The organism is Massilia sp. TWR1-2-2 (genome assembly GCF_049897565.1).
Taxonomy (GTDB): domain Bacteria; phylum Pseudomonadota; class Gammaproteobacteria; order Burkholderiales; family Burkholderiaceae_D; genus JAFCUW01.
Genome location: NZ_JAFCWM010000001.1, coordinates 34460 through 57484 on the forward strand (window position 1 = coordinate 34460; position 23025 = coordinate 57484).

The window sequence follows — 23025 nt, forward strand, 5'->3', positions numbered from 1 at the left end:
GTCAGAGTGGACCCAAGTATAGCCTCAAGCGACCATCGGCATCGACAGCTCCACCTGCAGGCCGCCGCCGTCGCGGTTGCGCAGCGCGAGCAAGGCGCCGTGGCGGCCCACCACGCGTTCGACGATCGCCAGGCCGAGGCCCGCGCCATTGGCCTGGCCGCGCGCCGTGTCCATCCGCGTGAACGGCTTGAGCAGCTGCTCGATCTGCCCGCGCGGCACGCCGACGCCATGGTCCTGCAGGCAGATCACCGCGCGCTTGACGCCGCCGGCGGCGACCACGCGACACGAGATGTCGATCTCGGTGATGTCGCCGCCCGGCGTGGCGCCGTAGCGGCGCGCATTTTCGACAAGGTTGTTGAAGACGCGCCGCAGGTCGGTCTCGTTGCCCAGCACGTGCACGCCTGCTTCGATGTCGCTGGACACGCGCATGCTGGGCATGCGTTCGGCGGCGCGCGCGACGTCGGCCAGCAGGTAGCTGATGTCGACGGTGACGAAGCTGGCCGCCTCGGTCGGCTTGGCGTAGTCGAGGAACTGGCCGATGATCGCATCCATCTGGGCGATATCGGACTGCAGGCCTTCGCGCGCTTCGGTCGACAGCTTGGCCATCTCCAGTTCGAGCTGCATGCGCGTGAGCGGCGTGCGCAGGTCGTGCGAGATGCCGGCCAAAATCAGCGCGCGGTCCGATTCGACCTGCTGCAGGTCGTCGACCATCTGGTTGAAGCTGCGGTTCGCCTCGATGATCTCCTGCGCGCCTTTTTCCGGCAGCGGGTCGGGCCGCTTGCCCTGCGCGATGGCGCGCGCGGCGGCGGTCAGGCGCGCCAGCGGAAGGTTGATCAGGCTCGAAATGAGGGCGGCGCCGAGCAGCGACAGCACGCCGACCACGCCGGCCCAGCCGAGCCACTGCACGCCGGACAGGCTGGCCAGGCGCTCGCGTTCGAGCATCAGCCAGTATTCGTCGCCGTCGATCTTGAAGCTGATCCAGAAGCCGGCGACGCCGTTCACGCGGCTCGAAAAGCGCGTGTCTGCGCCCAGCTTGTCCTTGACGATCGCCTCGATCTCCGGCATCAAGGGCGTGTCCGGCGGCGGATCGACTTCGTCGGTGGGATACAGCGCGTTGATGCGGATGCCTTCGTTGCTGACCAGGTCGAACAGCAGTTCCTTGCGCAAGTCGATGGCCGAGTGGGTCAGCGCCGCCCGCGTGATGGTCACCACCGAGATCACCAGTTCGGCCGTCTGCTTGACCTGCGGGCCGCGCTGGACGGCGTTGATCATGCCGATCCATGATGCCATCGACAGCGTCGTCAGAAGCCCCAGCAGCAGGAAGGTGCGCCAGAACAGGCCGCTCTTGAACCAGCTGAAACGGCGCGCGGCGCCGACAGTTTCGGTACGTGCTAGCACTAGCGTGGCTGGCCTTCAGGGATGAACACGTAGCCCAGGCCCCAGACGGTCTGGATGTACAGCGGGCTCGAAGGATCGGGCTCGATCAGCTTGCGCAGGCGCGAAATCTGCACGTCCAGGCTGCGGTCGAACACTTCGTATTCACGCCCGCGCGCCAGTTCCATCAGCTTCTCGCGCGACAGCGGCTGGCGCGCATGGCGCGCAAACACCTTCAGCACCGAGAATTCGCCGGTCGTCAGCGGCACCGTTTCGCCATTTTTCTTCAGCGTGCGCGTGGCCAGGTCCAGCACGAACTGGCCGAATTCGAACGAGGCGGGCGTTTCCGACGGCGCGCCCGGGATTTCGTCCGGGCCTTTGCGGCGCAGCACCGCGCCGATGCGGGCGACCAGCTCGCGCGGGTTGAACGGCTTCGGCAAATAGTCGTCGGCGCCCATCTCGAGGCCGACGATGCGGTCGACGTCTTCGCCTTTGGCCGTCAGCATGATGATCGGCGTCTGGTCGCCGGCGCCGCGCAGGCGGCGGCAGATCGACAGGCCGTCTTCGCCCGGCAGCATCAGGTCGAGCACCAGCAAGTCGTAGCGCTCGCGCAGCCACAGCTTGTTCATCGCCGGCGCGCTTTCGGCCGTCACGACGGCGAAGCCTTGTTCGGTGAGATAGCGGCGCAGCAGGTCGCGCAAGCGCACGTCGTCGTCGACTACCATAATCTTCGCCGAGTGGCCAGCCGGAGCGCCCTGCGTTGTGTTGTTGCCTGTGCCTGGTGTCAATTGTGAGTTCATAAGCCTGCCAAATTTGTCATATTGATGTCGCTATGGTAACGTGTTATCGCCGTGCAAACAGGGTTGCTTTTGATTCATTACACGCTGTTACAAACTTTACCCAATTCGTCTTATACCCCGAAACGAATGGTCATACACTGGGGTCATAGCAAATTAAGCTTAACTGTTTATACGGCATCGCGGAAGAGGAACACTATGAAAAACGCGCTCACCCCCCCCCTTGCAGCAGCAAGCGCTCGTCTTTGCGGCCGGTTGGCGCTCGTCCGCGCGGTTGTGCTTGGCTGTGCCATCGCTTGTGTCGGCGCCCCTGCATTCTCGCAGGAACGTGACAGCGACGGCCGCCGTCAGGCGCCTCCCCAGCAGGTTCAGCGCGATCAGCCGCGCGGCGAACGCACGCCGCCGCAGCAGCGCGTCGAACCGCGCCAGCACGACCAGCAGGGCGTCGATGCGCGCGCCGAAGAGCAGCGCCGCCAGGCGGCGCTGCAGCAGGACCAGGGCCGCCGCGGTGGCCGTCTCACGCCGGACGAGCGGCGCGAGCTGCGCCGCCAGATCAACGAGGCCGGCAACGACCTGTATCCGAACGCCCCGCGCCGCTAGGCGCGGTTCTCCCCCGCAGTTCAGCGGCGCGGCGCCTGCCGCCGCGCCCGCCGCCTTCCCGGTCCGACCCCTCCAAACAGTCACTTTATTGGCATTTTTACGCGCCTAAGTTGTATAGTGGGCAAATCGAAGCTGTTACGCTGTGAAAACTTCACATAGCGAACTAAAATAGCCAATAAAACAAGTCTGCCCTGATGGAGTGTGCTGTGCCGATAGATTCAGCTGTTGCCAATTTTCTCGATGCGCCAATCGGCGGGCTTGATGCACTTGGCCTGGAGCGGTGCATCGTGCGCCGGCGCGACGGCATCTACGCCGACCCGTCGTCACTGGGCAAGCTGTTCCTCACCGCGTTCGACCATGTCTTGCGCGGCAACTTCTATTTTACCGAGCTCGACTACGCGCTGGTGATCAAGGCGCTGTACGACTGCGGCCCCGATTTGCCGCGCCCGGGCAGCGGCGAGGTGATGGTGCGCTTCGCCACCGACGTGACGCCGTTCGATCCGGCGCGGCGCGCGTTATACAAGGCGGTCAAGATCGTCGGCGGCAGCGCCGAATACTATTTCGAGCCGGCCTACCTGGCCGATCCGGCCAACCCTGACGCCACCACCGAGCCAACCCCGCTCGACGTTGACGAATTCATCGCCGACATGTGGCAGAAGGGGATCCGCTTCGGTATCGATATCGGCGCGGTAAACGCGGCGATCGCCGGCGGCAAGGCCGAACGGGTGACGGTGGCGCGCCGGCTCGATGCGATGCCCGGGCGCGACGCCCAGATCGTTGAGGTATCGGAAGATATCCACCGCAGCGACGCGCCGCGCCAGCTGGCCAACGGCAAGCTCGATCTGATGGCGTTCCAGAACCGCTTCCCGCAGATCAAGCGCGGCGTCAAACTGCTCAAGAAAGTACCGCGCGCGCCCGGCGCTACCGGCTTCGAGCTGTCCGGCATTCCGATCGAGCCGGCGGTGCCCGCCGACGTTGACCTGGCGCCGATGGCGGGCCTGGGCACGGCGGTCGATTACACCGCCGACGGCAAATACCTGGTGTCGACGCAAGCCGGCTTTCTCAGCGTCGAACCAAGTTCGGGGCAGATCTCGGTGGGCGACAAGATCGTCAGCCGCGACGGCGTTTCGTCGCGCACCACCGGCAACCTGCAGCTGACGGGCGACTATGAAGAATTCGGCGAGGTGCAGGAAAAGCGTGTCATCGAAGGCGAGGGCATCACCATCCACGCCGACGTGTTCGGCAATATCGTCTCGCGCGGCGGCATGGTGCTCCTGAACCGCAACCTGGTGGGCGGCTCGGCGCACAACGCGCGCGGCGACATCGCCGTCAAAGGCATCGCTTCCGGCGCGGTGGTGCAGGCCAGCTGCGGCGAAGTGGTGATGAACCGCGCCGAGAACTGCATCATTTCCGGCACCCGCGTCACGGTCGACCATGCCGTCAACTGCGAAATCATCGCCGATGAAGTGGCCATCAAGCACGCCGAGGGCTGCGCCATCGCCGGGCGCTGCGTGACGATCAACAGTGCCGGCCCGCGCAAGCAAAGCGAGATGGTGGTGTTCGCGCTGCTGCCCGACAGCAGCCAGATCGACGAAGTGCTCAAGCTGATGGGCGCGCGCGTCGAGCAGTTCAGCGCGTTGGCCGGGCAGCGCAAGGCCGAGATGGAAAAGATGACGGGCGAACCGGAGGTGCGCAAGTACGTCATGCTCGCTTCCAAGATCCGCAAGAAGGAATTGACGCTCACCCCCGAGCAGGTGCCGGTGTTCCAGAAAATGGCGCTGGCGGTGGGGCCGGCGCTAAAGGCGATCGCCAAGGTCTCGCTCGATGTCAAGGCCGCCGAGACCGAGCGCGATGCCGGCCAGGCGCTGCTGGCGCAGCTGCTGCAGCAGCGCAGCGAGAGCGAGGGCATCAGCCAGGTCACGGTCAGCACGGTGCAGGGCGACACGGTGGTGCGCACGATGCCGTTCAACCCGGACGGCAGCAGCACGTTCGACCTGCCGCCGAAGGACATCAAGGCGCGCCTGCGCGCGTGCAGCGTGCCTGGCGAGATGATTTTTTCAGGCAGCGCCGGCACGGTCAGCTGGATCAGCGAGCAGGGCGATATCGCGGCTGCCACCAGCTTGCGTTAGCACGTCGTCCTCTCGTTGGCGAGGATGACGTTGATCGATGTCGACCTTTTTTGGCGGTCGCCGTTCCTGCCGCGCCGCTACTCGCTGACTTTGCCGCGCATCGCCTTGGTCTGCCCGCTCTTGGTTTTTGAATCGAGGCGCTTGCGCTGCGAGCTGCGGGTCGGCCTGGTAGCGCGCCGCACGGCCGGCAGCACCGCCACGCTGTCGACCAGTTCCTGCAGCCGCCGCAGCGCTTCTTCCTTGTTCTGTTCCAGGCTGCGCGACTGCTGCGCCTTCATCACCACCACGCCGTTTTGCGTGATGCGCTGATCCGACACTGCCAGCAGGCGCTCCTTGATATGCTCCGGCAGCGACGACGCACCGATATCGAAGCGCAGGTGCACCGCGCACGATACCTTGTTGACGTTCTGGCCGCCCGGGCCTTGCGCGCGGATCGCGGACAGTTCGACCTCGTCGGGGTTGACCTGGGCCGTCACGGCGCTGCCGCGTCGTCGATCGGCCGCAGCGAGCGGTAGGCGTCGTCGGCGAACGGCGCCAGGCCGCCGAACAGCGCCGGGTCGTTCGGCAGCGCGCGGCCGTTCTCGACCAGCATGCGCACCTTGCCGAGATAGTCGGTCAGCGTCAGCAAGCGTCCGAGCGGCGAGACGATGGCGTCTTTCTTCATGCCGGCCTGCTCGGTGATCGCCCGTGTGACGTTGTCGGGGAAATGCCATTCACGCCCGATGCTGCAGGTAAGCTGCCGCGCGTGGTTGACCAGCTGCGCGCAGAACATCTCCGAGCCCAGACCCTTGTCGCCCTTGGTCGCCTGGTCCAGGATGCGCAGCGAGACGATCAGCCCGACGTTTTGCACCAGGCCGGCGAGGAAGGCTTCGAACGGGTCGATGCCCATCGACTCGGCCAGCGCGCGGTTGGCTACCGCGCAGCGCTCCGAGTGGTCCCAGATGCGCGGCGCCAGCGTGCGCGTGAAGTGGCCCGAATTCATGTCGATGATCGGGCGAAAGGCGACGCTGGTAATCAGGTGGCGCAGGCCTTCCTGGCCGATCAGCATGACCGCGTGTTCGACGCTGGAGATCGACGTGCCGCTGCCGGCCAGCGAGCTGTTGGCAAGGCGGATGACGGCTGCTACCAGCACCACGTCGTTGGAAATCGTGCGCGATAGCTGGGCGCCGGAGAAGGTGTCGCTGCGCAGGCTTTGCAGCAGCTGCGGAATCATGCCGGGCAAGCGCCGCACCAGCGCGGCGCCGGACTGCTGCGAGTCGAGGACGGCGGCGAGGGCAGCGAGCGCCTGGCTTTCCTGCGCACTGATGTCGAGGTCCGATTCGCTGTCGGTATCGAACAGCCAGCGGTAATACAGGCTGCCGGCCTGGACGAGCTGGTCGAACGGCACGACCGGCCGGGTCAGCGGCGCCGCCAATGGCGCCGGCGCGGTGTCCGGCAGCGGCGCCGGCGAAGGTGCGCCTGGCGGCCCGGCCTGCGCCGCACCGGAGAACAATCGCTGCAACCATCGATACATGAATTCTTCCCTCGTTGTTGGCGCGACCATTGTAAAGCTATCCTGCAGCCTTGCAACCATATCATGTCGATAGGAAATATTGACTCCAGTCAACGGGAGCAATCGATTCCGCCACTACGATAGGAATTCGTTGTCCAGCCGTACCCCCGCACAGACGAAAGGACCATCATGCAAAGCACCTATACCGAGCTTGGCTGTTCGGGCAAGACCGAGTTCCTCAGCTTTCAGCTCGGCGGGCTCGAATACGGGCTCGATTTCAGCAAGGTCAAGGAGCTGCGGATGCTGCAGTCACTCGAGCGCTTCGCCTCGGAAGGCGAAATCATCAGCGGCGTGGCGGTGTCGCGCGGGGTGATCATGCCGATCGTCGACATGCGGGTGGCGATGAGCGGGCGCCAGAGCGTACCGGACCCGCGCACCGACGTCATTATCCTGCAGTTGTCCAATTCGATGATGGGAATGGTCGTCGATGGCGTCACCGACGTGGTCAGTCTGGACAACGACCAGATCCGCGCCATTCCCGGCACCGAGGAAGTGGCCGTCGACTACCTGATCGGACTGGGCGAATGCGAAGGGCGCCGCCTGATCCTGGTCGATATCGACAAGCTGATGTCGATCAAGCGCGACGTCGAAGGCACCAGGCAGGCCGCCTGATTCACCACCCCGGCTAGTCCTGGCCGCGCGGGCGGATACCGATTCCGCCCGCGCGCCGCCAGCCTTCCTTACGCAGCCAGCCCTTCGAGCTGCTCCTGCAAGTCCAGCCACTCCGCTTCAAGCTGCGCCAGGTCCTTGCCGAAGAAAGCCTGGTCGGCCAGCAGCAGCTTGAGCTTGGCCTTGTTGGCAGCATCGTAGGCGCCCGGTTCGAGCAGCTTGGCGTCGACTTCGGCTTTCTGCGCGTTGCGCTTGGCGATCTGCTCTTCGAGGCGCTTGATCTTGTTCTCGATCGGCTTCTTCAGCGCGGCCACTTTCTGGCGCTGCTCGGCCTCCACGCGCTTTTGTTCCTTCGTATTGACCGCGGGAGCTGGCGTCGGCGGCGCGATCGCCGAAGCGACCGGGAAGGCCGTCTTGTTGTCCTTGCCCGCCGCCGGCAGCACGCTGGTGCCTTTGCCAAGCTTGGTCTGGAACAGCCAGTCCTTGTAGTCGTCGAGGTCACCGTCGAACGGCTGCAGCTTGCCGTCGGCGACGATGATGAACTGGTCGGTCGTGGCGCGCAGCAGGTGGCGATCGTGCGATACGACGACGAGCGTGCCTTCGAACTGCGCCAGCGCCATCGTCAGCGCCTCGCGCGTTTCCAGGTCCAGGTGGTTGGTCGGCTCATCGAGCAGCAGCAGGTTCGGACGCTGCCAGACGATCAGCGACAGCGCCAGGCGCGCCTTTTCGCCGCCCGAGAACGGGCGGATCGGGCTGGTGACCATGGTGCCGGGGAAGTTGAAGCCGCCGAGGAAATTGCGCAGTTCCTGCTCGCGCACGGTCGGCGCGATTTTCTGCAAGTGCCACAGCGGCGACTCGTCGTGGCGCAGCATCTCCACCTGGTGCTGGGCGAAGTAGCCGATCGACAGGCCCTTGCCGAGGGTGGCGTCGCCCGTCAGCGGCTCGAGTTCGCCTGCGATGGTCTTGATCAAGGTCGATTTGCCGGCGCCGTTCACGCCCAACAGGCCAATGCGCTGGCCGATCTGCAGCGAGAACTTGATGTCGCGGACGATGATCTTGTCGCCGACCTTGTCGCCGTGTTCGTCGAGGATATGGTAGCCGGCGTTGACGTCTTCCATCACCAGGAGCGGGTTCGGCGCCGACAGCGGCTCGCGGAATTCGAACGAGAACTCGGCGGCGGCGCGCAGCGGCGCCATCTCTTCCATCTTGGCCAGCGCCTTCATCCGGCTTTGCGCCTGGCGCGCCTTCGAGGCCTGCGCCTTGAAGCGGTTGACGAACGATTCGAGGTGGGCGCGCTGGCGCTCCTGCTTGGCCATTGCGCCGGCGGCGAGAATCATCTGCGCGGCGCGCTGGCGTTCGAAGCTCGAGTAGTTGCCCGAGTAGCGTTTCAGCTTGCGCTCGTCGATGTGCACCACCACGTTGACGATCTCGTCGAGGAAATCGCGATCGTGCGAAATGATGATCAGGGTGCCGGCGTATTTCTTCAGCCAGTCTTCCAGCCAGATGATCGCATCCAGGTCGAGGTGATTGGTCGGCTCGTCGAGCAGCAGCAGGTCGGAAGGGCACATCAGCGCCTGCGCCAGGTTCAGGCGCATCCGCCAGCCACCCGAGAAGCTGACGATCGGCTGCTGCATCTGGTCGAGCGAGAAGCCCAGACCGAGCAGCAGCTGTTCGCCGCGCGACTGCACGGTGTAGGCGTCGGCGTCGGCCAGCGCGCTGTAGATCTCGCCGATGGCGATGCCGTTTTCGTGCGTTTCAGGCTCGGTTTCGAGGCGCGCCAGTTCCGCTTCGAGCTTGCGCAGGCTGACGTCGCCGTCGATTGCGTAGTCGAGCGCGCAGCGCTCCAGCGGCGGCGTTTCCTGTGCCACGTAGGCCATGCGCCACTTGGCCGGGAAGTCGATCTCGCCCTGGTCGGCGTGGATTTCGCCGCGCAGCATGCCGAACAGGCTCGATTTGCCGGCGCCGTTGGCGCCGATCAGGCCGATCTTGTCGCCGGGGTTGAGGGTCAGGTCGACGCCTTCGAGCAGGGGCTTGGTGCCGCGCATCAGGCTAACGTTCAGGAAACGAATCATGCTGGTCTATTCAATCTATCAAATGTGGTGCGGTGAAGCGGGTGTCGCGTCTCGGGTCTGACCTTATGGGGTCAGACCCCGGTGTTGTTAGGTGCCGGCTCGCGGCATTATTTTTTTAGCTGGTCGGCGGTGAGCAGGAACACCATGTCGTCGCCGGCGCTGGTGGTCAGCCACGTCAGCCCCAGGTGCCCGAACGCCGCTTCCGCGTATTCGCGCTCGTTGCCGATTTCGACCATCAGCATGCCGTCCGGCGTCAGGTAGTCGGCAGCGCCTTCGACGATCTTGCGCACCAGGTCCATGCCGTCGGCGCCGCCGTCGAGTGCGATCTGCGGCTCGCGCAGGTACTCCTGCGGCAGCTTGCTCATCGAGTCGGAATTGACGTACGGCGGATTGGTGACGATCAGGTCGTACTTCTTGAACGGCACATTCGCGTACAGGTCGGAAGCGATCGGGTTGACGCGGCCTTCGAGCTTGTATTGGCGGATATTGCGCTCGGCGACGGCCAGGGCGTCGGGCGAAATGTCGACCGCGTCGACCACGCTTTCCGGGAAGGCGTCGGCCATCATGATGGCCAGGCAGCCGGACCCGGTGCACAGTTCGAGGATGCTCTCGACCGCGTACGGATCCTGCACCCATGGGCTGAACTGGTTTGGAATGAGTTCGGCGATGAACGAGCGCGGCACGATCACGCGCTCGTCGACGTAGAACGCGTAGGTTCCGAGCCAGGCCTCGTTGGTGATGTAGGCGGCCGGCACGCGCTCGACCGCGCGGCGCTCGATCACCGCCAGCACCTGCAGCACTTCTTCCTGCAGCAGCTTGGCGTCGAGGAAGGGGTCGAGCTTGTCGAGCGGGAGCTTGAGCGTGTGCAGGATCAGGTACGCCGCTTCATCGAGCGCCTCGGCGCTGCCGTGGCCGAAAAACAGCTTGGCCGTGTTGAAGCGGGTGACGGCATAGCGCAGCAGGTCGCGCGAAGTGGTGAATTGAGCAGTGGTCATGGCTAGTTCTCGGTTGGGCGAGCTTGCGCCAGCAGGTTTTCCAGGGTGCGGCGATAGATGTTCTTGAGCGGATCGACGAAGCGCACGTCGATATGCTCATCGATCTTGTGGATGCTGGCGTTCGGAGGGCCGAATTCTATCACTTGCGGGCAGATCCGCGCGATGAAGCGGCCGTCCGAAGTTCCGCCCGTGGTCGACAATTCAGTGTGCACGCCGGTCTCGGCGAGGATGGCCGCGGCCACCGCGCCGGACAAGGCGCCGCGCGGCGTCAGGAATGGCAGCCCGGACAGCGTCCAAGCCAGCTGGTACTCGAGGTTGTGGCGATCGAGGATGGCGTGCACGCGCGCCTGCAGGCCGTCGGCCGTGCTGGCGGTGGAAAAGCGGAAGTTGAAGTCGATCGCCAGTTCGCCGGGGATGACGTTGTTGGCACCCGTGCCGGCATGGATGTTCGACATCTGCCAGGACGTCGGCAGGTAGTACTCGTTGCCGTCGTCCCAGCGTTCGGCGGCCAGTTCGGCCAGCGCCGGCGCCGCCTGGTGGATCGGGTTGCGCGCCAGGTGCGGGTAGGCGATGTGGCCCTGCACGCCCTTGATGACGAGGTGGCCCGACAGCGAACCGCGGCGCCCGTTCTTGATCATGTCGCCGAGCACGTGGGCCGATGTCGGTTCGCCGACCAGGCAGTAATCGATCTTCTGGCCGCGTTCTTCGAGCATGCGGCAGACGACGACGGTGCCGTCGGTGGCCGGGCCTTCCTCGTCGCTGGTGAGCAGGAAGGCGATCGAGCCTGCGTGATCCGGATGGGCGGTGATGAACTCCTCGCACGCCACCACCATCGCCGCCAGCGACGTTTTCATGTCGGCGGCGCCGCGGCCATACAGCTTGCCGTCGCGCTGGGTCGGCGCGAACGGCGGCGACTGCCACTGCTCGAGCGGGCCGGTCGGCACCACGTCGGTATGGCCGGCGAAGACGAACAGCGGCGAGCGCGTGCCGCGCCGCGCCCACAGATTGGTCACGCCGTTCGAGGTGATCGCTTCGCAGGCGAAACCGAGCGGGGCGAGCAGTTCGGTCAGGCGGCGCTGGCAGCCCTTGTCGTCGGGGGTGATCGACGACAGCGCGATCAGCTCTTCGGTCAGCGCGAGGGTGCGGGAAACGCTCATCGCGAGGCCGGGCTATCGAACAGCTGGCGGTAGATGGCGTCGGAGAAACCGACACTGGGAGCGCCGGCGCCGGCCAGCACCGGGCGCTTGATGACCGACGGCGCTTCGAGCATCAGCTCGAGGGCGCTCGCCTTGTCGACGACGACGGCGCGCTGTTCGTCGGTCAGCTTGCGCCAAGTCGTGCCCTTGCGGTTGACCAGCACTTCCCAATCGAGCTGTTCGAGCCAGGCGGCGGCGGTGGCGCGCTCGAGCCCTTGCTTCTTGAAGTCGTGGAAGGCGACGTCGTGACCATGTGCGGCGAGCCAGACGCGGGCCTTCTTGACCGTGTCGCAGTTGGGAATGCCGTACAGCTTGGTTTTCATGGTCGATGGCGCTCGCCGCTCCGGGAGGGAGCGGACAGCAATAATTGCGGGGAACCTGAAAGCATAGCATACGGAGTCCCCTGATGGAGAGTTTACACGCCTGGGCGGCCGGCCGGCGCGCCGTTGATCGTTCGCAATCGCAAGGCGCTCTCAGTTTGGCTATTCAATTTTGGCAACTATACTTGACGGGTATGCAATGTCCTGTCCTTCGAAAAGGGTCCTGCCATGTGGCTGCACTTTCCCACGCCGACGCGCTAGGCGGCGCCCATGCAAAGCCCAGTGAACACACCGGGTAGGCCCGACGGGCGCGACAGCCGCTTGCGTTTTTTCGGCGCGGTGCTCGCCTTCAGCCAGCAGGTTCGCGGCGCCGTCGATGCCGGCCAGTTCCTGCCCGAGGTGGCAAGCGCCATCTGCGAGCTGTTCGAGTGCGAGTCGATGGTGCTGTACGGCGTGAGCGGCGACTACGGCTCCATCGTCCCGCGCCACAACACGGGACCCGGCGCGGCGCACGACCTGGCGATGCCGATTTCGGACCACAGCGTTGCCGGCTACGTCGCGCTGCACCGGCGCCCGGTCTGCATCCGAGACGTGTATGACGACACCGAGCTGGCGTCGCACGCGCCGCCGCTTCGCTTCTCGCGCGAGGCCGACCTGCGCAGCGGCCGGCGCACCAGGCAGATGCTGGTCGCGCCGCTGATCGACGCCGAAGGCGACACCTTGCTCGGGGTGCTGCAGCTGTCGAACAACCGGTCCGGCCGCTACTTCCGCTCGATCGCCGCCGAAGGCATCAAGGAAGTATGCGGCGCGCTGGCGGTCGCCTTGCGCAAGCGCCTCAAGCCCGCGCCGGGCTTTCGCTCCAAGTACGATTTCCTCGTGGCCGATGCCGTGCTGAGCGCGGTGCAGCTGGAGCGGGCGCACCATGCGGCCGGCGCCGGCGGCGACGTCGAGAACGTCCTGGTCCAGCACTACCACGTCAAGCTGCCGGTGCTGGGCGCGGCGCTGGCCAGGTTCTACGGCGTGCCCTACGAGCCGTTCCGGGTCGAGCGCAGCCGGCCGGCCGGAGTGCTGAAGACGCTCAAACGCGAGTTCGTCGAACATAACCGATGGCTCATCATCGAGCAGGAACGGGACTTGCTGGTCATTCTGGCGACCGATCCGGAAGCGGTGACGCACTCGCGCATGGTACGCAACCTGTTTCCGAAGGCGCGGCTGGCGCTGCGGGTGACGACCAAGCTCGAATTCAGGCTGACGGTCGACAGGTTCTTCGGCGGTCATGCCGATGGCGTGGTCAACGCCTTGCCGGCCGGCGCGCAGGGGCAGGGCGACGACGCCGCCGAGTCGAGCGGGGTCGACGACAATGAATTGGTCAGGCTGGTCCACAAGATGATCCTCGATGCGTACCGCCAGGGCGCCAGCGACATCCACATCGAGCCCGGCGTCGGCGACGACAAGACGCTGATCCGCTTTCGCAAGGATGGCGCGCTGGAACCTTACGCCGAGGTGCCGGCGAGCTATCGCAGCGCTCTGCTGGCGCGCATCAAGATCATGTGCGACCTCGATACGTCCGAACACCGCAAGCCGCAGGACGGCAAGATCAGGTTCGGCAAGTACGTCCCGCTCGACATCGAGCTGCGGGTGCTGACGATGCCGTCGGCCGGCGGCGTCGAAGACGTCGTGATGCGCATCCTGTCCGCTGGCGAGCCGATCCCGCTCGATCAACTCGGCGTGCTGCCGCATAACCTGGCGCGCCTGAAGCAGCTGGTGGCCAATCCACACGGCTTGTTCTTCGTCTGCGGGCCGACCGGCTCGGGCAAGACCACCACGCTGCATTCGGTGCTGCGCTACCTGAACACGCCGGAGACCAAGATCTGGACCGTCGAGGACCCGGTCGAGATCACCCAGAAGGGGCTGCGCCAGGTACAGGTCAATCGCAAGATCGGCCTCGATTTCGCCACCGTGATGCGCTCGTTCCTGCGCGCCGACCCCGACATCATCATGGTCGGCGAAATGCGCGACAAGGAGACCGTGTCGATCGTGCTGGAAGCGTCACTGACCGGGCACCTGGTGTTCGCCACGCTGCATACCAACAGCGCCGCCGAGTCGATTGTGCGCCTGCTCGACATGGGGATGGATCCGTTCAACTGCGCCGACGCCTTGCTCGGCGTGCTGGCGCAGCGGCTGGCGCGGCGGCTGTGCACGCATTGCCGCCGGCCCTACCTGGCGTCGGAGCCGGAGGTCGACAGCCTGTTGGCCGAGTACTGCGCCGAGATCCGGCCGATGCCCGCATCCGAGGCGGAACGCAAGGCGAGGATGGCGCTGGCGCGCAAGGCGTGGTTCGAGCGTTACGCCGACGACGCCGGGCGCTTCACCTTGTACGAACCGGTTGGCTGCGCGCTATGCAACCGGGGATACAAGGGGCGCGTCGGCCTGCACGAACTGATGATCGCGACAGACAGGATCAAGCACATGCTGCAGGAGCGCGCGCGCGTGACGGAGCTGCTGACGGCGGCGCTGGACGACGGCATGCTGACCTTGAAAATGGACGGCATCGAGAAAGTGCTGGCCGGCGCCACCGACATGAAGCAGGTGCGCATGGTGTGCATCGGCTGACGGCGCAGCGCTGTATAGTGGCCGTTCTGGCCCACTTTGGAACGATCGATGACAGTCCCCGCGCCCGGCAGAGTAGAAAAGCTCTTCATCAAGGTTCGCCGGGGCGAGCCGCTGGTCGAATGCGACGCGCTCGATTGCGCGGCCGCGCTGGGAATCGACGGCGACGTCCACGCCAATCGTCTGAGCCCGCGGCAGATTCTGGTCACGCTGCAGTCTGAGCTCGCCGCTCTGGCGCTGGCGCCGGGCGTGCTGTTCGAGAACATGGTCGTCTCGATGTCAGATGCGGCGCCCTTCAAGCCTGGCGCGGCGATCGTCACCGATGGCGGTGTGGAGATCAGGCTCACCATGTTTTGCGAGCCGTGCAAACGGATCGCGCGGGTCGTGCCGAACCTGGCCGCAGTCGTCAATCGCCGCGGGGTGCTGGGAACCATTGTGCGCGGCGGCGCGATTCGCCGCGGCGACGCGGTTACCATCATCCCCGCCAGGTACGCCGCGCTGCCGGAATCGCCCGCGCAAAAATTTCGCGACTTCGTCTCGACTATCCCGGCCGGCAAAGTGGTGCGATACCTCGACGTGGCGATAGCGATGGGCGTCGACCAGAGTTTCATTCGTGCGCTGCCTGGCTACATCAAGCGCCATATGCCGGACCAGCTGCCGGTGCACCGTATCGTCAACGCGCACGGAAAGCTGCTCGATTTCGTTCACGGCCAACAGGCCAGGCTGGCCGACGAAGGCGTGCGGGTGACTTCGGGTTCTGTGGATTTGCACTCGTTCCTGTGGACGGGATGAATCGATCAGCAAGGGGGGCACAATGGAAATACCGGAACCGGTCAGAGACCTGGTCGACGATTGGGATGCGGCGCGCGAGGCTGGCGATGGTCTGCGCCTGGCGTCTTTTTACGCCGACGATGCGACGATCCTGCTGCCGACCGGGGAGGCTTTGCGCGGACGCGATGCGATCGCCGCCCACTACAGCAAGCTGCCTGCCGTGAAAGAGAGCGACAAGGCGCGCATCGGAGCGCGAAAATTCTTCTTCTTTCCGCCGGTAGTGCACGCGACGGCGACCGCCAGCGGCCGGCACGGCGAGAAGCATTCGTTTGTCGATATCCTGGTTCAGCAACCGGACGGCAGTTTCCTGTTCAGCTTTTCATCCTGGACGCTGCGATAGCGGCGCCGGCCTGTCGCGCGTAGCTGACCGTCAGGATTTCCCACCGGTGCCCGTCCGGCTCGTTCCAGTAAATCATGTCGCCGCCGTAGTCCTCGTTGATCTTCATGTCGACCGGTCCGCGGACGTTGCTGCGGTAGGCGATGCCGGCGCCCTGGATGCGCGCGAGGATCGCGTCGAACACCTGCTGGCTGACGCGGAAGCAGGAATGGGCGATCGGATAGGCTTCCTCGGTCTGCTGGAAATCGAGTGTCGGGCCATCGTTGCTGTAGACCGGCGAAAACACGCCATGCGAGGTTTCTTCCCATGGCACGCCGAGCAATTCGGCCAGCAGCCTGGCTGATGCGACGCGGTTGCGGCACGGGACGATGAAATGATCGAGTTCGATTGCCATCGCGCTCTCCTGCAATGTCGTTGCGATAGCGTAGCACAGGCCGCGACCTGCGCCTCGTCCGTCAATGCGTCCGGCTACGGCTTCAGCTTGCCTTCGATCGAATCGTCGAGCGTCTTGCCGACGACTGCGCCGACGAGCATCTTGGCGCCGGCGACCGCGCTGCCGTGCTTGTTGTCCCAGTAGTACGCATTGGTCGGCGTGACCTTGATGGCGGTGATGCGCGGATCGTCTTCGCCTTCGGTGAACCAGGTCTTCAGCACGAAGCCCCACAGCTTCTTGATGACGGCCTTGTCGCGCGTGATGGTGGCGGCGCCGTTCATGCTGAGGAACTCGGCATGCTTGGAACCCTGGAAGAACAGGCGCACCGCGGGATCGGCGGCGATCGACGCGTTCTTGTGGCTGTCCGACGCGCTGAGGAACCACAGGTTGCCCTGGTCGTCGACGTCGCGCACGCTCATCGGCCGCGTGCCGCCCGTTTCACCGGAAGCGTCGGCGGTGCAGAAGAAGCACGTCTCGGCATCCTTGACCATCTCCTTGAGCCTGTCGATGGCCTCCTTGCCAACGAGGTCCTTGCGGTTTTCTTCCGATTGATTCTTGTTGATCGAGTCCATGCCTGATCTCCGTAGTTCGTGGTTTGTCCTGAACAGATAGTACTGCCGGGCCAAATTTGCGAACGTTCGATACATAACGGTGCCTGATTATGTTCTTTTCTCAGAACTCTACCGCTCCCTACGAGTCAAATCTTCAGAATGTTTGAGTTACTGAGGAGACGATGAATGATCTTGGGAAAGACTGAGGAAAGAACATAATCAGGTAACGGTGAGTGCGTCATCGAACTGTGGCTGCGCCAAATCGCTGGCATTGTCGGGCTGTCCAATCACGATGAAGGGGAACGCCATGTCCGACAATCCGCTGGAGCCAGGGCCGCAGGACTACGACCGGATCAACGTCAATGTCGAGTCGGAGATCGAATACTGGTCAAAAGAACTTGGAGTGAGCCGCGACCGCCTCGCTCGGGCGATCGAGGCGGTCGGGGAAAAGGTGGGCGACGTGCGCCGCCAGCTGGGGCTGACGGGTTAGGCGGCAGCGCGCTTCAGGTATTGAGGGTGAACTCGGTGAACGAGGCGCCTTCGTCGGCCGGCTTGGCCGGTTCCGACTCCTGCTGCGCGTGCTTGCTCTCCGGTCCGTTGTTGAGCAGCCAAAGCAGGTTGGTGGCCGAATCGGCGTTCGCCAGCGCTTCTTCCTGCGATACCAGGCCGCTTTGCACCAGTTCGAGCAGCGCCGCCTCGAACGTCTGCGAGCCTGGCGACAGGCTCTTTTCCATCGCCTCCTTGATCTGGCCGATTTCGCCTTGTTCGATCAGGTCGGCCACGTAGCGGGTATTGACCATGACTTCGACCGCGGCCTGGCGGATGCCGCCGGCGCTCGAGCGCACCAGCCGCTGCGAGACGATTGCCTTGACGGCCGACGACAGATCCTGCAGCAGCGCCGGCCGGTTCTCGATCGGGTAGAAACTGATGATGCGATTGAGCGCGTTGTAGCTGTTATTGGCATGCAGCGTCGCCAGCACCAGGTGGCCCGACTGCGCATACGCCAGCGCCGCCGACATGGTTTCCTTGTCGCGGATTTCGCCAATCAGGATGCAGTCCGGCGCCTGCCGCATCGAGTTGCGCAGCGCCGTCGCAAAGCTGGCCGCGTCGCTGCCGATCTCGCGCTGGTTGACGATCGACTTCTTGTTCTTGAAGAGGTATTCGATCGGGTCTTCCAAGGTGAGGATGTGGCCGGCGCGCAGTTCGTTGCGGTGGTCCAGCATCGAGGCGATAGTGGTCGACTTGCCGGAGCCGGTGGCGCCCACCAGCAGCAGCAGGCCGCGCTTTTCCATGATCAGTTCTGACAGGATCGATGGCAGCCCGAGGTCGCCCAGCGCCGGGATATTCGCCGGCACGAAGCGAAACACCGCCGAGATCGAGCCGCGCTGGCGAAACGCCGACAGCCGGAAGCGCCCCAGGTTGGGCACCGAGATGCCCATATTGAGTTCGTTGTCGCGCCTGAGCTCTTCCATCTGCGCCGGGGTGGCGATTTCCGCCAGCAGCGACTCGATGTTGTCCGGCTCGAGCTTTTGCTGGTTGATCGGGATGAGGTTCCCGTTGATCTTGATATGCACCGGTGAGTTCACGGCAAAGAACATGTCCGACGCGTTCTTCTCTTTCATCAGCTGGAACAAGCGGTCCATCGCCATTATTTGTCTCCCGTGTGCATATCGTAGGCTCAGATCCCGCGCAGCAGCTCGTTGATGCCGGTCTTGGCGCGCGTCTTGGCGTCGACCCGCTTGACGATGACGGCGCAGTACAGGCTGTACTTGCCGTCGTCGGACGGCAGGTTTCCCGATACGACGACCGAGCCGGCCGGGATGCGGCCATACGTCACTTCGCCGGTAGCGCGGTCGTAGATCTTGGTCGACTGGCCGATGTACACGCCCATCGAGATGACCGAGTTCTCTTCGACGATGACGCCTTCGACGACTTCCGAGCGCGCGCCGATGAAGCAGTTGTCTTCGATGATGGTCGGATTGGCCTGCATCGGTTCGAGCACGCCGCCGATGCCGACGCCGCCGGACAGGTGGACGTTCTTGCCGATCTGCGCGCACGAGCCGACGGTGGCCCAGGCGTCGACCATGGTGCCTTCATCGACATAGGCGCCGATGTTGACGAACGACGGCATCAACACGACGTTCTTGCCGATGAAGCTGCCGCGGCGGGCGACCGCGCCCGGCACAACGCGAAAGCCGCCGCGGGCGAAATCGTCGGCGCTGTAGTCGGCGAACTTGCCGGGCACCTTGTCGTAGAAGCGCATGCCGTCGCCGGCCTCCATCACGCAGTTGTTCTTGAGGCGGAACGACAGCAGCACCGCCTTCTTGATCCACTGGTTGACGACCCAGTCGGCGCCGGTTTTTTGCGCCACGCGCAAGCTGCCGTCGTCAAGGCCGGCGATGACGTGGGCGACCGCGTCGCGCAGTTCGGCTGCGCCGTTGGCGGGATTGATCTCGGCGCGCTGATCCCACGCCGTGTCGATGATGGTCTGGAGCTGTTGAGTCATGATGTCTGCTTAGGTAGTGGATAAGTGGATGACTTGAGCGCGCGGCAAAACCGGACGATGCGCTGGGCCGCCTCGAGCCCTTCGTCGACTTCGGCGACCAGCGCCATGCGGATGCGGTTCATGCCCGGGTTGGCGCCGTGCGCCTCGCGCGCCAGGTAGCTGCCCGGCAGTACCGTGACATTGTATTCGGCATACAGGCGGCGGGCAAATTCGGTGTCCGACAGGCCGCTTCTGCGCACGTCGGCCCACAGGTAGAAGCCGGCATCGGGCAACTCGACGTCGAGCACCTCGCGCAGCAGCGGCGTCACCAGTGCGAACTTCTCCTTGTACTTGGCGCGGTTCTCCTGCACGTGGGTCTCGTCGCCCCAGGCGGCGATCGACGCCGCCTGCACCGGCGGCGACATGGCGCCGCCGCTGTAGGTGCGGTAGAGGAGGAATTTCCGGATGACGGCCGGGTCGCCGGCGACGAAGCCCGAGCGCATGCCCGGCACGTTCGAGCGCTTCGACAGGCTGGAAAACACCACCAGGTTGGCGTACGGACGCGCGCCGCCGCTGCGGCCGAGCTGGTGCGCCGCTTCCAGCGCGCCCAATGGCGCCGTGCTGCCGTGATAGATCTCCGAATAGCACTCGTCGGCGGCGATGACGAAGCCGTGCCTGTCGGCCAGCGCGAACAGTGTTTTCCAGTCGTCCAGCGACAGGATCGCGCCGGTCGGGTTACCCGGTGAGCACAGGTACAGAAGCTGCACGCGCGGCCACACGTCGTCGGGCACGCTGGCGTAGTCGCAGGCGAAATTGCGCGCCGGGTCGGAGTTGACGAAGTACGGCTCGGCGCCGGCCAGGTAGGCGGCGCCCTCGTAGATCTGGTAGAACGGGTTCGGGCACATCACCAGCGCGCGCCTGGATGGATCGATGACGCAGTGGGCGATGGCGAACAGCGCCTCGCGCGAGCCGTTGACCGGCAGCACCTGGGTAGCCGCGTCGAGCGGCGGCACGCCGTAGCGGCGCTCCAGCCACCCGGCGATCGCCGCGCGCAACGGCTCGCTGCCGACCGTGCTCGGGTAGCTCGCCAGGCCGTGCAGGCTGTGCGTCAGTGCCTTGTGGATGAACGGCGGCGTAGGGTGCTTGGGCTCGCCCATGCCAAGGCTGATGGGCAGGTAGCCCGGGTTCGGCGCTACTTCGGCAAACAGCCGGCGCAGTTTTTCGAACGGGTAAGGGTGCAGCTTGTCGAGATGTGGATTCACGGCGGTACCAGGGTTAGCGTGTGTGACGTTGCCTGGCCATTATAGCGCCGATAAGTCGATGCAGCCCGAGCCGGCCAGGGGCTGGTGTCAGGTCTGACATTCGGACATTTGGAAGTCGAAATGTCCGAATGTCAGACCTGACACCAGTGTTGCGACGCGACTGGGGCCATCACGCGGTTGCGGCCGGCGTCCTTGGCGGCGTACATCATGCGGTCGGCGGCGACGAAGAACTCTTCGATGCGGTCGAACTGGGTCGGCACGACGGTGGCCACGCCGATGCTGACGGTGAGCCACTCGCTGGTGCTCGAACGCGGGTGCGGCAGGTGCAGCGATTCGACCTGCGCGCGGATCGACTCGGCCAGCACGACCGCCGTGTCGAGCGCGGTCTCGGCGAACAGCAGCACGAATTCCTCGCCGCCGTAGCGCGCCGCCAGGTCGGTGGTGCGCAGGGCGCGCGATTGCAGCGCGGCGGCCACCTGCTGCAGGCAGATGTCGCCGGCGGCGTGCCCGAGTGTGTCGTTGTACAGCTTGAAATGGTCGACGTCGAGCAAGATCAGCGACAGCGGCTGGCCGCTGCGGATCGCGCGCAGCCACTCCTGTTCGAGGAAGCTGTCGAAGCGGCGTCGATTGGCGATCTGGGTCAGCTGGTCGACCATCGCGGCGTGCTGCAGCGCCGTCTCGGAGCGCTTGTGATGGGTGATGTCGTGCAGCAGGCCGATGAACAGCGGCTCGTCGGCGACCATCGGCGTGAGCGTCAGGTCCATCGCGCGCAGGGCGCCGTCGCGGTGGCGGATCAGCACTTCGCGCGCGCCGCCCGGGTGCACCGCGGCGGGGTCGGCGGCGCATGCGGCGAAATAGTCGAGGTATTCCTGCGCCAGCGTGGCGCCGAGCAGATCGGACAGCGCGTGGCCTGCCAGTTCGTCGGCGCCGTAGCCGAGATGGCGCTCGCAGGCCGGGTTGCTGTACTGGATGCGCCCGGACGCCTCGATCACCATCAGTCCTTCGTCCATGGCGTCGACGATCATGCGCAGGCGGTCGGCCTGGTCCTTCTGGGCGGCGCTGGTGCAGCGCATCTGCAGCTGGGCGCGCACGCGCGCGCGCACTTCAGCCATGCGCAGCGGCTTGCCGATGTAGTCGGCCGCGCCGATGTCGAAGCCGGCGACGATGTCGTCGGTGTCGGACTTGGCGCTCATGAAAATGACGGGGATGTTCTGCGTACGGGCGTCGCCCTTGAGCTGGCGGCACGTTTCGAGGCCGTCCATGCCGGGCATGACGACGTCGAGCAAAATCAGATCAGGCTGGACCCGCTGCGCGAGCGACAACGCGCGCTCGCCGGAGGTCGCGACGAAGGTCTGGTATCCCTGCTTGCTCATCATCGTGCGCAGCACGCCAAGGCTGGCCGGAGCGTCGTCGACGATCAGGATCGCGGGCGCGCGGGCAGGGGACAAGGTCGGTGAGGCATAGTAGCTCATACGACAAAATCATACCCTTAAGTAATCTTTTCAGGTAAGAATTGTTGCCTAGAGGTTAGGCATTGCTGTTGTAGCTGCGCAACCGCCGTTTACAACGACGGGTTGACGGATGGTTGCTGAAGTGCGTCCCCAACGGCGCCGGCAACGCACGTGCAGTTTACCTGCATGGACCTTACTCGAGCACTACTTGAACGCTGCGATCAGCTTGCCGAGGATGGCGATGCCTTCCTGGATGCGGGCTGGCGAGACGGTCACGAACGACAGGCGCAAGGTGTTCATCTCCGGCTCGTTGGCGTAGAACGGGGCGCCGGGCACGAAGGCGACCTTGGCGGCGAGCGACTGGTCGAGCAGCCTCATCGCGTCGATGTGCTTTGGCAGCTGCACCCAGATGAACATGCCGCCTTCCGGCTTGGTCCAGCTGACGTTCGACGGGAAGTGTTCCTTCATCGCATCGAGCATGGCCTGGCACTGCTTGGCGTACAGCGCGCGGATGGTCGGGATGTGCTCTTGCAGGAAGCCGTCCTTGATCACTTCGTGCACCACCATCTGGGTCAGTTGCGAGGTGTGCAGGTCGGCGGCCTGCTTGGCCAGCTCGAGGCGGCGTACCAGCGGCAGCGGCGCGACCACGTAGCCGAGGCGGATGCCGGGCGTGAGCACCTTCGAGAACGAGCCCATATAGATGACGCCTTCCGGGTTCATGTTCAGCATTTTCGGGTAAGGCTCGCCCTTGTAGCTGAGCGCGCCGTACGGATCGTCCTCGATCAGCGGCAGGTTGTGGCGCGCGCACGTTTCGACCAGTTCCAGGCGGCGCTCGACGGACAGGCTGCGGCCGGTCGGGTTCTGGAAGTTCGGCAGCGCGTACAGCATGCGCGCGCCCTTGACGACGGCGTCGATCGAGCTTGGCACCAGGCCATGGTCGTCGGTGGCGACCGAGGCGAATTCCGGGCGGTACACCGAGAACGCCTGCAGCGCGCCGAGGTAGCTCGGCGTCTCGACCAGCACGCGGCTGCCTTCGTCGATCAGCACTTTGCCGATCAGGTCGAGCGCCTGCTGCGAGCCGGACGTCATCAACACCTGCTCGGCGGCGATGGTGCAGCCTTCGGTGGACAGCGAATTGGCGATCCATTCGCGCAGCGGCGGGAAGCCGTCGGTCGGGCCGTACTGCAGCGCTACGCGACCGCTTTCGGTCAGCACCTTGTCGAATGCGCTCTTCATCTTCTCGACCGGGAAGGTGTCGGCCGACGGCAGGCCGCCGGCAAACGAGATGATATCCGGGCGCTGGGTCACCTTCAGGATCTCGCGGATGAAGGAACTCTGCATGGCCGCGGCGCGGTCGGCGAAGTGCCAGGTGATCGGGTTTGGATTTTCAATTTTCATGCTGGTCTCACAGAAGGAAAGGG

General features: G+C 64.9%; 22 protein-coding genes. 7 read left to right on the top strand and 15 right to left on the bottom strand.

The annotated features are described in order from the left end of the window. Positions 1–24: 24 nt before the first annotated feature. Together ACP7DD_RS00175 and ompR are read right to left on the bottom strand one after the other, a co-directional pair. Positions 25–1398 carry an ATP-binding protein gene (locus ACP7DD_RS00175; RefSeq protein ID WP_426172669.1) on the bottom strand — a complete coding sequence of 458 codons (1374 nt, stop codon included), beginning with the start codon at positions 1396–1398 and terminating at the stop codon, positions 25–27. After that, entirely contained in the window at positions 1398–2099 is a 702-nt protein-coding gene (gene ompR, locus ACP7DD_RS00180) for a two-component system response regulator OmpR (RefSeq protein WP_229413943.1), read from the bottom strand. Before ompR ends, ACP7DD_RS00175 begins: the two co-directional genes overlap by 1 nt. 348 nt (positions 2100–2447) lie before the next feature. Between ompR and ACP7DD_RS00185 the strand changes: the two genes are divergently transcribed. Both ACP7DD_RS00185 and ACP7DD_RS00190 read left to right on the top strand, forming a co-directional pair. Continuing rightward, the gene (locus tag ACP7DD_RS00185; protein WP_426172670.1) at positions 2448–2771 is read left to right on the top strand and encodes a hypothetical protein; all 324 of its coding nucleotides are present in this window, start codon (positions 2448–2450) and stop codon (positions 2769–2771) included. A gap of 206 nt (positions 2772–2977) precedes the next feature. Beyond that, positions 2978–4900, top strand: coding sequence for a flagellar assembly protein A (locus ACP7DD_RS00190; RefSeq protein WP_426172671.1), 1923 nt, complete (start codon positions 2978–2980; stop codon positions 4898–4900). 77 nt (positions 4901–4977) lie between these two features. Here ACP7DD_RS00190 and arfB read toward each other — a convergent pair whose 3' ends face one another. Next, the gene (gene arfB, locus ACP7DD_RS00195) at positions 4978–5376 is read right to left on the bottom strand and encodes an alternative ribosome rescue aminoacyl-tRNA hydrolase ArfB (RefSeq protein ID WP_426172672.1); all 399 of its coding nucleotides are present in this window, start codon (positions 5374–5376) and stop codon (positions 4978–4980) included. Next, on the bottom strand, positions 5373–6413 hold the full coding sequence (locus ACP7DD_RS00200) for an HDOD domain-containing protein (protein ID WP_426172673.1): 1041 nt from the start codon (positions 6411–6413) through the stop codon (positions 5373–5375). Before ACP7DD_RS00200 ends, arfB begins: the two co-directional genes overlap by 4 nt. A 168-nt stretch (positions 6414–6581) precedes the next feature. Between ACP7DD_RS00200 and ACP7DD_RS00205 the strand changes: the two genes are divergently transcribed. Next, on the top strand, positions 6582–7064 hold the full coding sequence (locus ACP7DD_RS00205; RefSeq protein WP_426172674.1) for a chemotaxis protein CheW: 483 nt from the start codon (positions 6582–6584) through the stop codon (positions 7062–7064). Positions 7065–7132: 68 nt separating this feature from the next. Here ACP7DD_RS00205 and ACP7DD_RS00210 read toward each other — a convergent pair whose 3' ends face one another. From ACP7DD_RS00210 to ACP7DD_RS00225, 4 genes are all read right to left on the bottom strand, one after another. After that, a complete protein-coding gene (locus tag ACP7DD_RS00210; RefSeq protein ID WP_426172675.1) occupies positions 7133–9133 on the bottom strand; it encodes an ATP-binding cassette domain-containing protein in 2001 nt (666 codons plus the stop codon). Between the two features lie 107 nt (positions 9134–9240). Then, positions 9241–10128 (bottom strand): 50S ribosomal protein L3 N(5)-glutamine methyltransferase, encoded by an 888-nt coding sequence (gene prmB, locus ACP7DD_RS00215; RefSeq protein ID WP_426172676.1) that lies wholly within the window; start codon positions 10126–10128, stop codon positions 9241–9243. A gap of 2 nt (positions 10129–10130) precedes the next feature. Next, a complete protein-coding gene (dapE, locus tag ACP7DD_RS00220) occupies positions 10131–11285 on the bottom strand; it encodes a succinyl-diaminopimelate desuccinylase (RefSeq protein ID WP_426172677.1) in 1155 nt (384 codons plus the stop codon). After that, complete coding sequence (locus ACP7DD_RS00225; RefSeq protein WP_426172678.1) at positions 11282–11647, bottom strand: ArsC family reductase; 366 nt, start codon at positions 11645–11647, stop codon at positions 11282–11284. Before ACP7DD_RS00225 ends, dapE begins: the two co-directional genes overlap by 4 nt. Positions 11648–11914: 267 nt before the next feature. Here ACP7DD_RS00225 and ACP7DD_RS00230 point away from each other — a divergent pair, with 267 nt between their 5' ends. The 3 genes from ACP7DD_RS00230 to ACP7DD_RS00240 are packed head-to-tail and all read left to right on the top strand — an operon-like array spanning position 11915 to position 15425. Beyond that, positions 11915–14257: an ATPase, T2SS/T4P/T4SS family gene (locus ACP7DD_RS00230; RefSeq protein WP_426172679.1), complete on the top strand. Its 2343-nt coding sequence runs from the start codon at positions 11915–11917 to the stop codon at positions 14255–14257. Positions 14258–14293: 36 nt separating this feature from the next. Continuing rightward, the gene (locus tag ACP7DD_RS00235; RefSeq protein WP_426172680.1) at positions 14294–15046 is read left to right on the top strand and encodes an MGMT family protein; all 753 of its coding nucleotides are present in this window, start codon (positions 14294–14296) and stop codon (positions 15044–15046) included. A gap of 22 nt (positions 15047–15068) precedes the next feature. Beyond that, a complete protein-coding gene (locus ACP7DD_RS00240) occupies positions 15069–15425 on the top strand; it encodes a YybH family protein (RefSeq protein WP_426172681.1) in 357 nt (118 codons plus the stop codon). Here the strand turns inward: ACP7DD_RS00240 and ACP7DD_RS00245 are convergent. Together ACP7DD_RS00245 and ACP7DD_RS00250 are read right to left on the bottom strand one after the other, a co-directional pair. Then, positions 15397–15816: a VOC family protein gene (locus tag ACP7DD_RS00245; RefSeq protein WP_426172682.1), complete on the bottom strand. Its 420-nt coding sequence runs from the start codon at positions 15814–15816 to the stop codon at positions 15397–15399. The two genes, ACP7DD_RS00240 and ACP7DD_RS00245, sit on opposite strands and share 29 nt — an antisense overlap. A gap of 74 nt (positions 15817–15890) precedes the next feature. Then, positions 15891–16427: a pyridoxamine 5'-phosphate oxidase family protein gene (locus ACP7DD_RS00250; protein WP_426172683.1), complete on the bottom strand. Its 537-nt coding sequence runs from the start codon at positions 16425–16427 to the stop codon at positions 15891–15893. 286 nt (positions 16428–16713) lie between these two features. On the opposite strand from ACP7DD_RS00250, the gene ACP7DD_RS00255 reads away from it, so the two are divergent. Next, positions 16714–16896, top strand: a complete 183-nt coding sequence (locus tag ACP7DD_RS00255) for a DUF3606 domain-containing protein (protein WP_426172684.1) — start codon at positions 16714–16716, stop codon at positions 16894–16896. Positions 16897–16909: 13 nt separating this feature from the next. On the opposite strand, the gene ACP7DD_RS00260 is transcribed toward ACP7DD_RS00255, so the two are convergent. The 5 genes from ACP7DD_RS00260 to ACP7DD_RS00280 all read right to left on the bottom strand — a co-directional run bounded on the left by ACP7DD_RS00260 (position 16910) and on the right by ACP7DD_RS00280 (position 23002). Beyond that, positions 16910–18055 (bottom strand): PilT/PilU family type 4a pilus ATPase, encoded by a 1146-nt coding sequence (locus ACP7DD_RS00260; protein WP_426172685.1) that lies wholly within the window; start codon positions 18053–18055, stop codon positions 16910–16912. A gap of 29 nt (positions 18056–18084) precedes the next feature. Then, positions 18085–18912: a 2,3,4,5-tetrahydropyridine-2,6-dicarboxylate N-succinyltransferase gene (dapD, locus tag ACP7DD_RS00265; RefSeq protein WP_426172686.1), complete on the bottom strand. Its 828-nt coding sequence runs from the start codon at positions 18910–18912 to the stop codon at positions 18085–18087. Then, the gene (gene dapC / locus ACP7DD_RS00270; protein WP_426172687.1) at positions 18909–20153 is read right to left on the bottom strand and encodes a succinyldiaminopimelate transaminase; all 1245 of its coding nucleotides are present in this window, start codon (positions 20151–20153) and stop codon (positions 18909–18911) included. The genes dapD and dapC overlap by 4 nt, the downstream gene beginning before the upstream one ends. Before the next feature lie 131 nt (positions 20154–20284). Next, positions 20285–21625, bottom strand: a complete 1341-nt coding sequence (locus ACP7DD_RS00275; protein WP_426172688.1) for a diguanylate cyclase — start codon at positions 21623–21625, stop codon at positions 20285–20287. Between the two features lie 183 nt (positions 21626–21808). Beyond that, positions 21809–23002 (bottom strand): PLP-dependent aminotransferase family protein, encoded by a 1194-nt coding sequence (locus ACP7DD_RS00280; protein WP_426172689.1) that lies wholly within the window; start codon positions 23000–23002, stop codon positions 21809–21811. Positions 23003–23025: the final 23 nt, after the last annotated feature.

Bases quoted from the DNA above. Each gene is read 5' to 3' on its own strand.
- ompR (WP_229413943.1), bottom strand. From the start codon at position 2,099: ATGGTAGTCGACGACGACGTGCGCTTGCGCGACCTGCTGCGCCGCTAT.
- ACP7DD_RS00200 (WP_426172673.1), bottom strand. From the start codon at position 6,413: ATGTATCGATGGTTGCAGCGATTGTTCTCCGGTGCGGCGCAGGCCGGG.
- ACP7DD_RS00205 (WP_426172674.1), top strand. From the start codon at position 6,582: ATGCAAAGCACCTATACCGAGCTTGGCTGTTCGGGCAAGACCGAGTTC.
- ACP7DD_RS00210 (WP_426172675.1), bottom strand. From the start codon at position 9,133: ATGATTCGTTTCCTGAACGTTAGCCTGATGCGCGGCACCAAGCCCCTG.
- prmB (WP_426172676.1), bottom strand. From the start codon at position 10,128: ATGACCACTGCTCAATTCACCACTTCGCGCGACCTGCTGCGCTATGCC.
- dapE (WP_426172677.1), bottom strand. From the start codon at position 11,285: ATGAGCGTTTCCCGCACCCTCGCGCTGACCGAAGAGCTGATCGCGCTG.
- ACP7DD_RS00225 (WP_426172678.1), bottom strand. From the start codon at position 11,647: ATGAAAACCAAGCTGTACGGCATTCCCAACTGCGACACGGTCAAGAAG.
- ACP7DD_RS00230 (WP_426172679.1), top strand. From the start codon at position 11,915: ATGCAAAGCCCAGTGAACACACCGGGTAGGCCCGACGGGCGCGACAGC.
- ACP7DD_RS00240 (WP_426172681.1), top strand. From the start codon at position 15,069: ATGGAAATACCGGAACCGGTCAGAGACCTGGTCGACGATTGGGATGCG.
- ACP7DD_RS00245 (WP_426172682.1), bottom strand. From the start codon at position 15,816: ATGGCAATCGAACTCGATCATTTCATCGTCCCGTGCCGCAACCGCGTC.
- ACP7DD_RS00250 (WP_426172683.1), bottom strand. From the start codon at position 16,427: ATGGACTCGATCAACAAGAATCAATCGGAAGAAAACCGCAAGGACCTC.
- ACP7DD_RS00255 (WP_426172684.1), top strand. From the start codon at position 16,714: ATGTCCGACAATCCGCTGGAGCCAGGGCCGCAGGACTACGACCGGATC.
- ACP7DD_RS00260 (WP_426172685.1), bottom strand. From the start codon at position 18,055: ATGGCGATGGACCGCTTGTTCCAGCTGATGAAAGAGAAGAACGCGTCG.
- dapD (WP_426172686.1), bottom strand. From the start codon at position 18,912: ATGACTCAACAGCTCCAGACCATCATCGACACGGCGTGGGATCAGCGC.
- ACP7DD_RS00275 (WP_426172688.1), bottom strand. From the start codon at position 21,625: ATGAGCTACTATGCCTCACCGACCTTGTCCCCTGCCCGCGCGCCCGCG.
- ACP7DD_RS00280 (WP_426172689.1), bottom strand. From the start codon at position 23,002: ATGAAAATTGAAAATCCAAACCCGATCACCTGGCACTTCGCCGACCGC.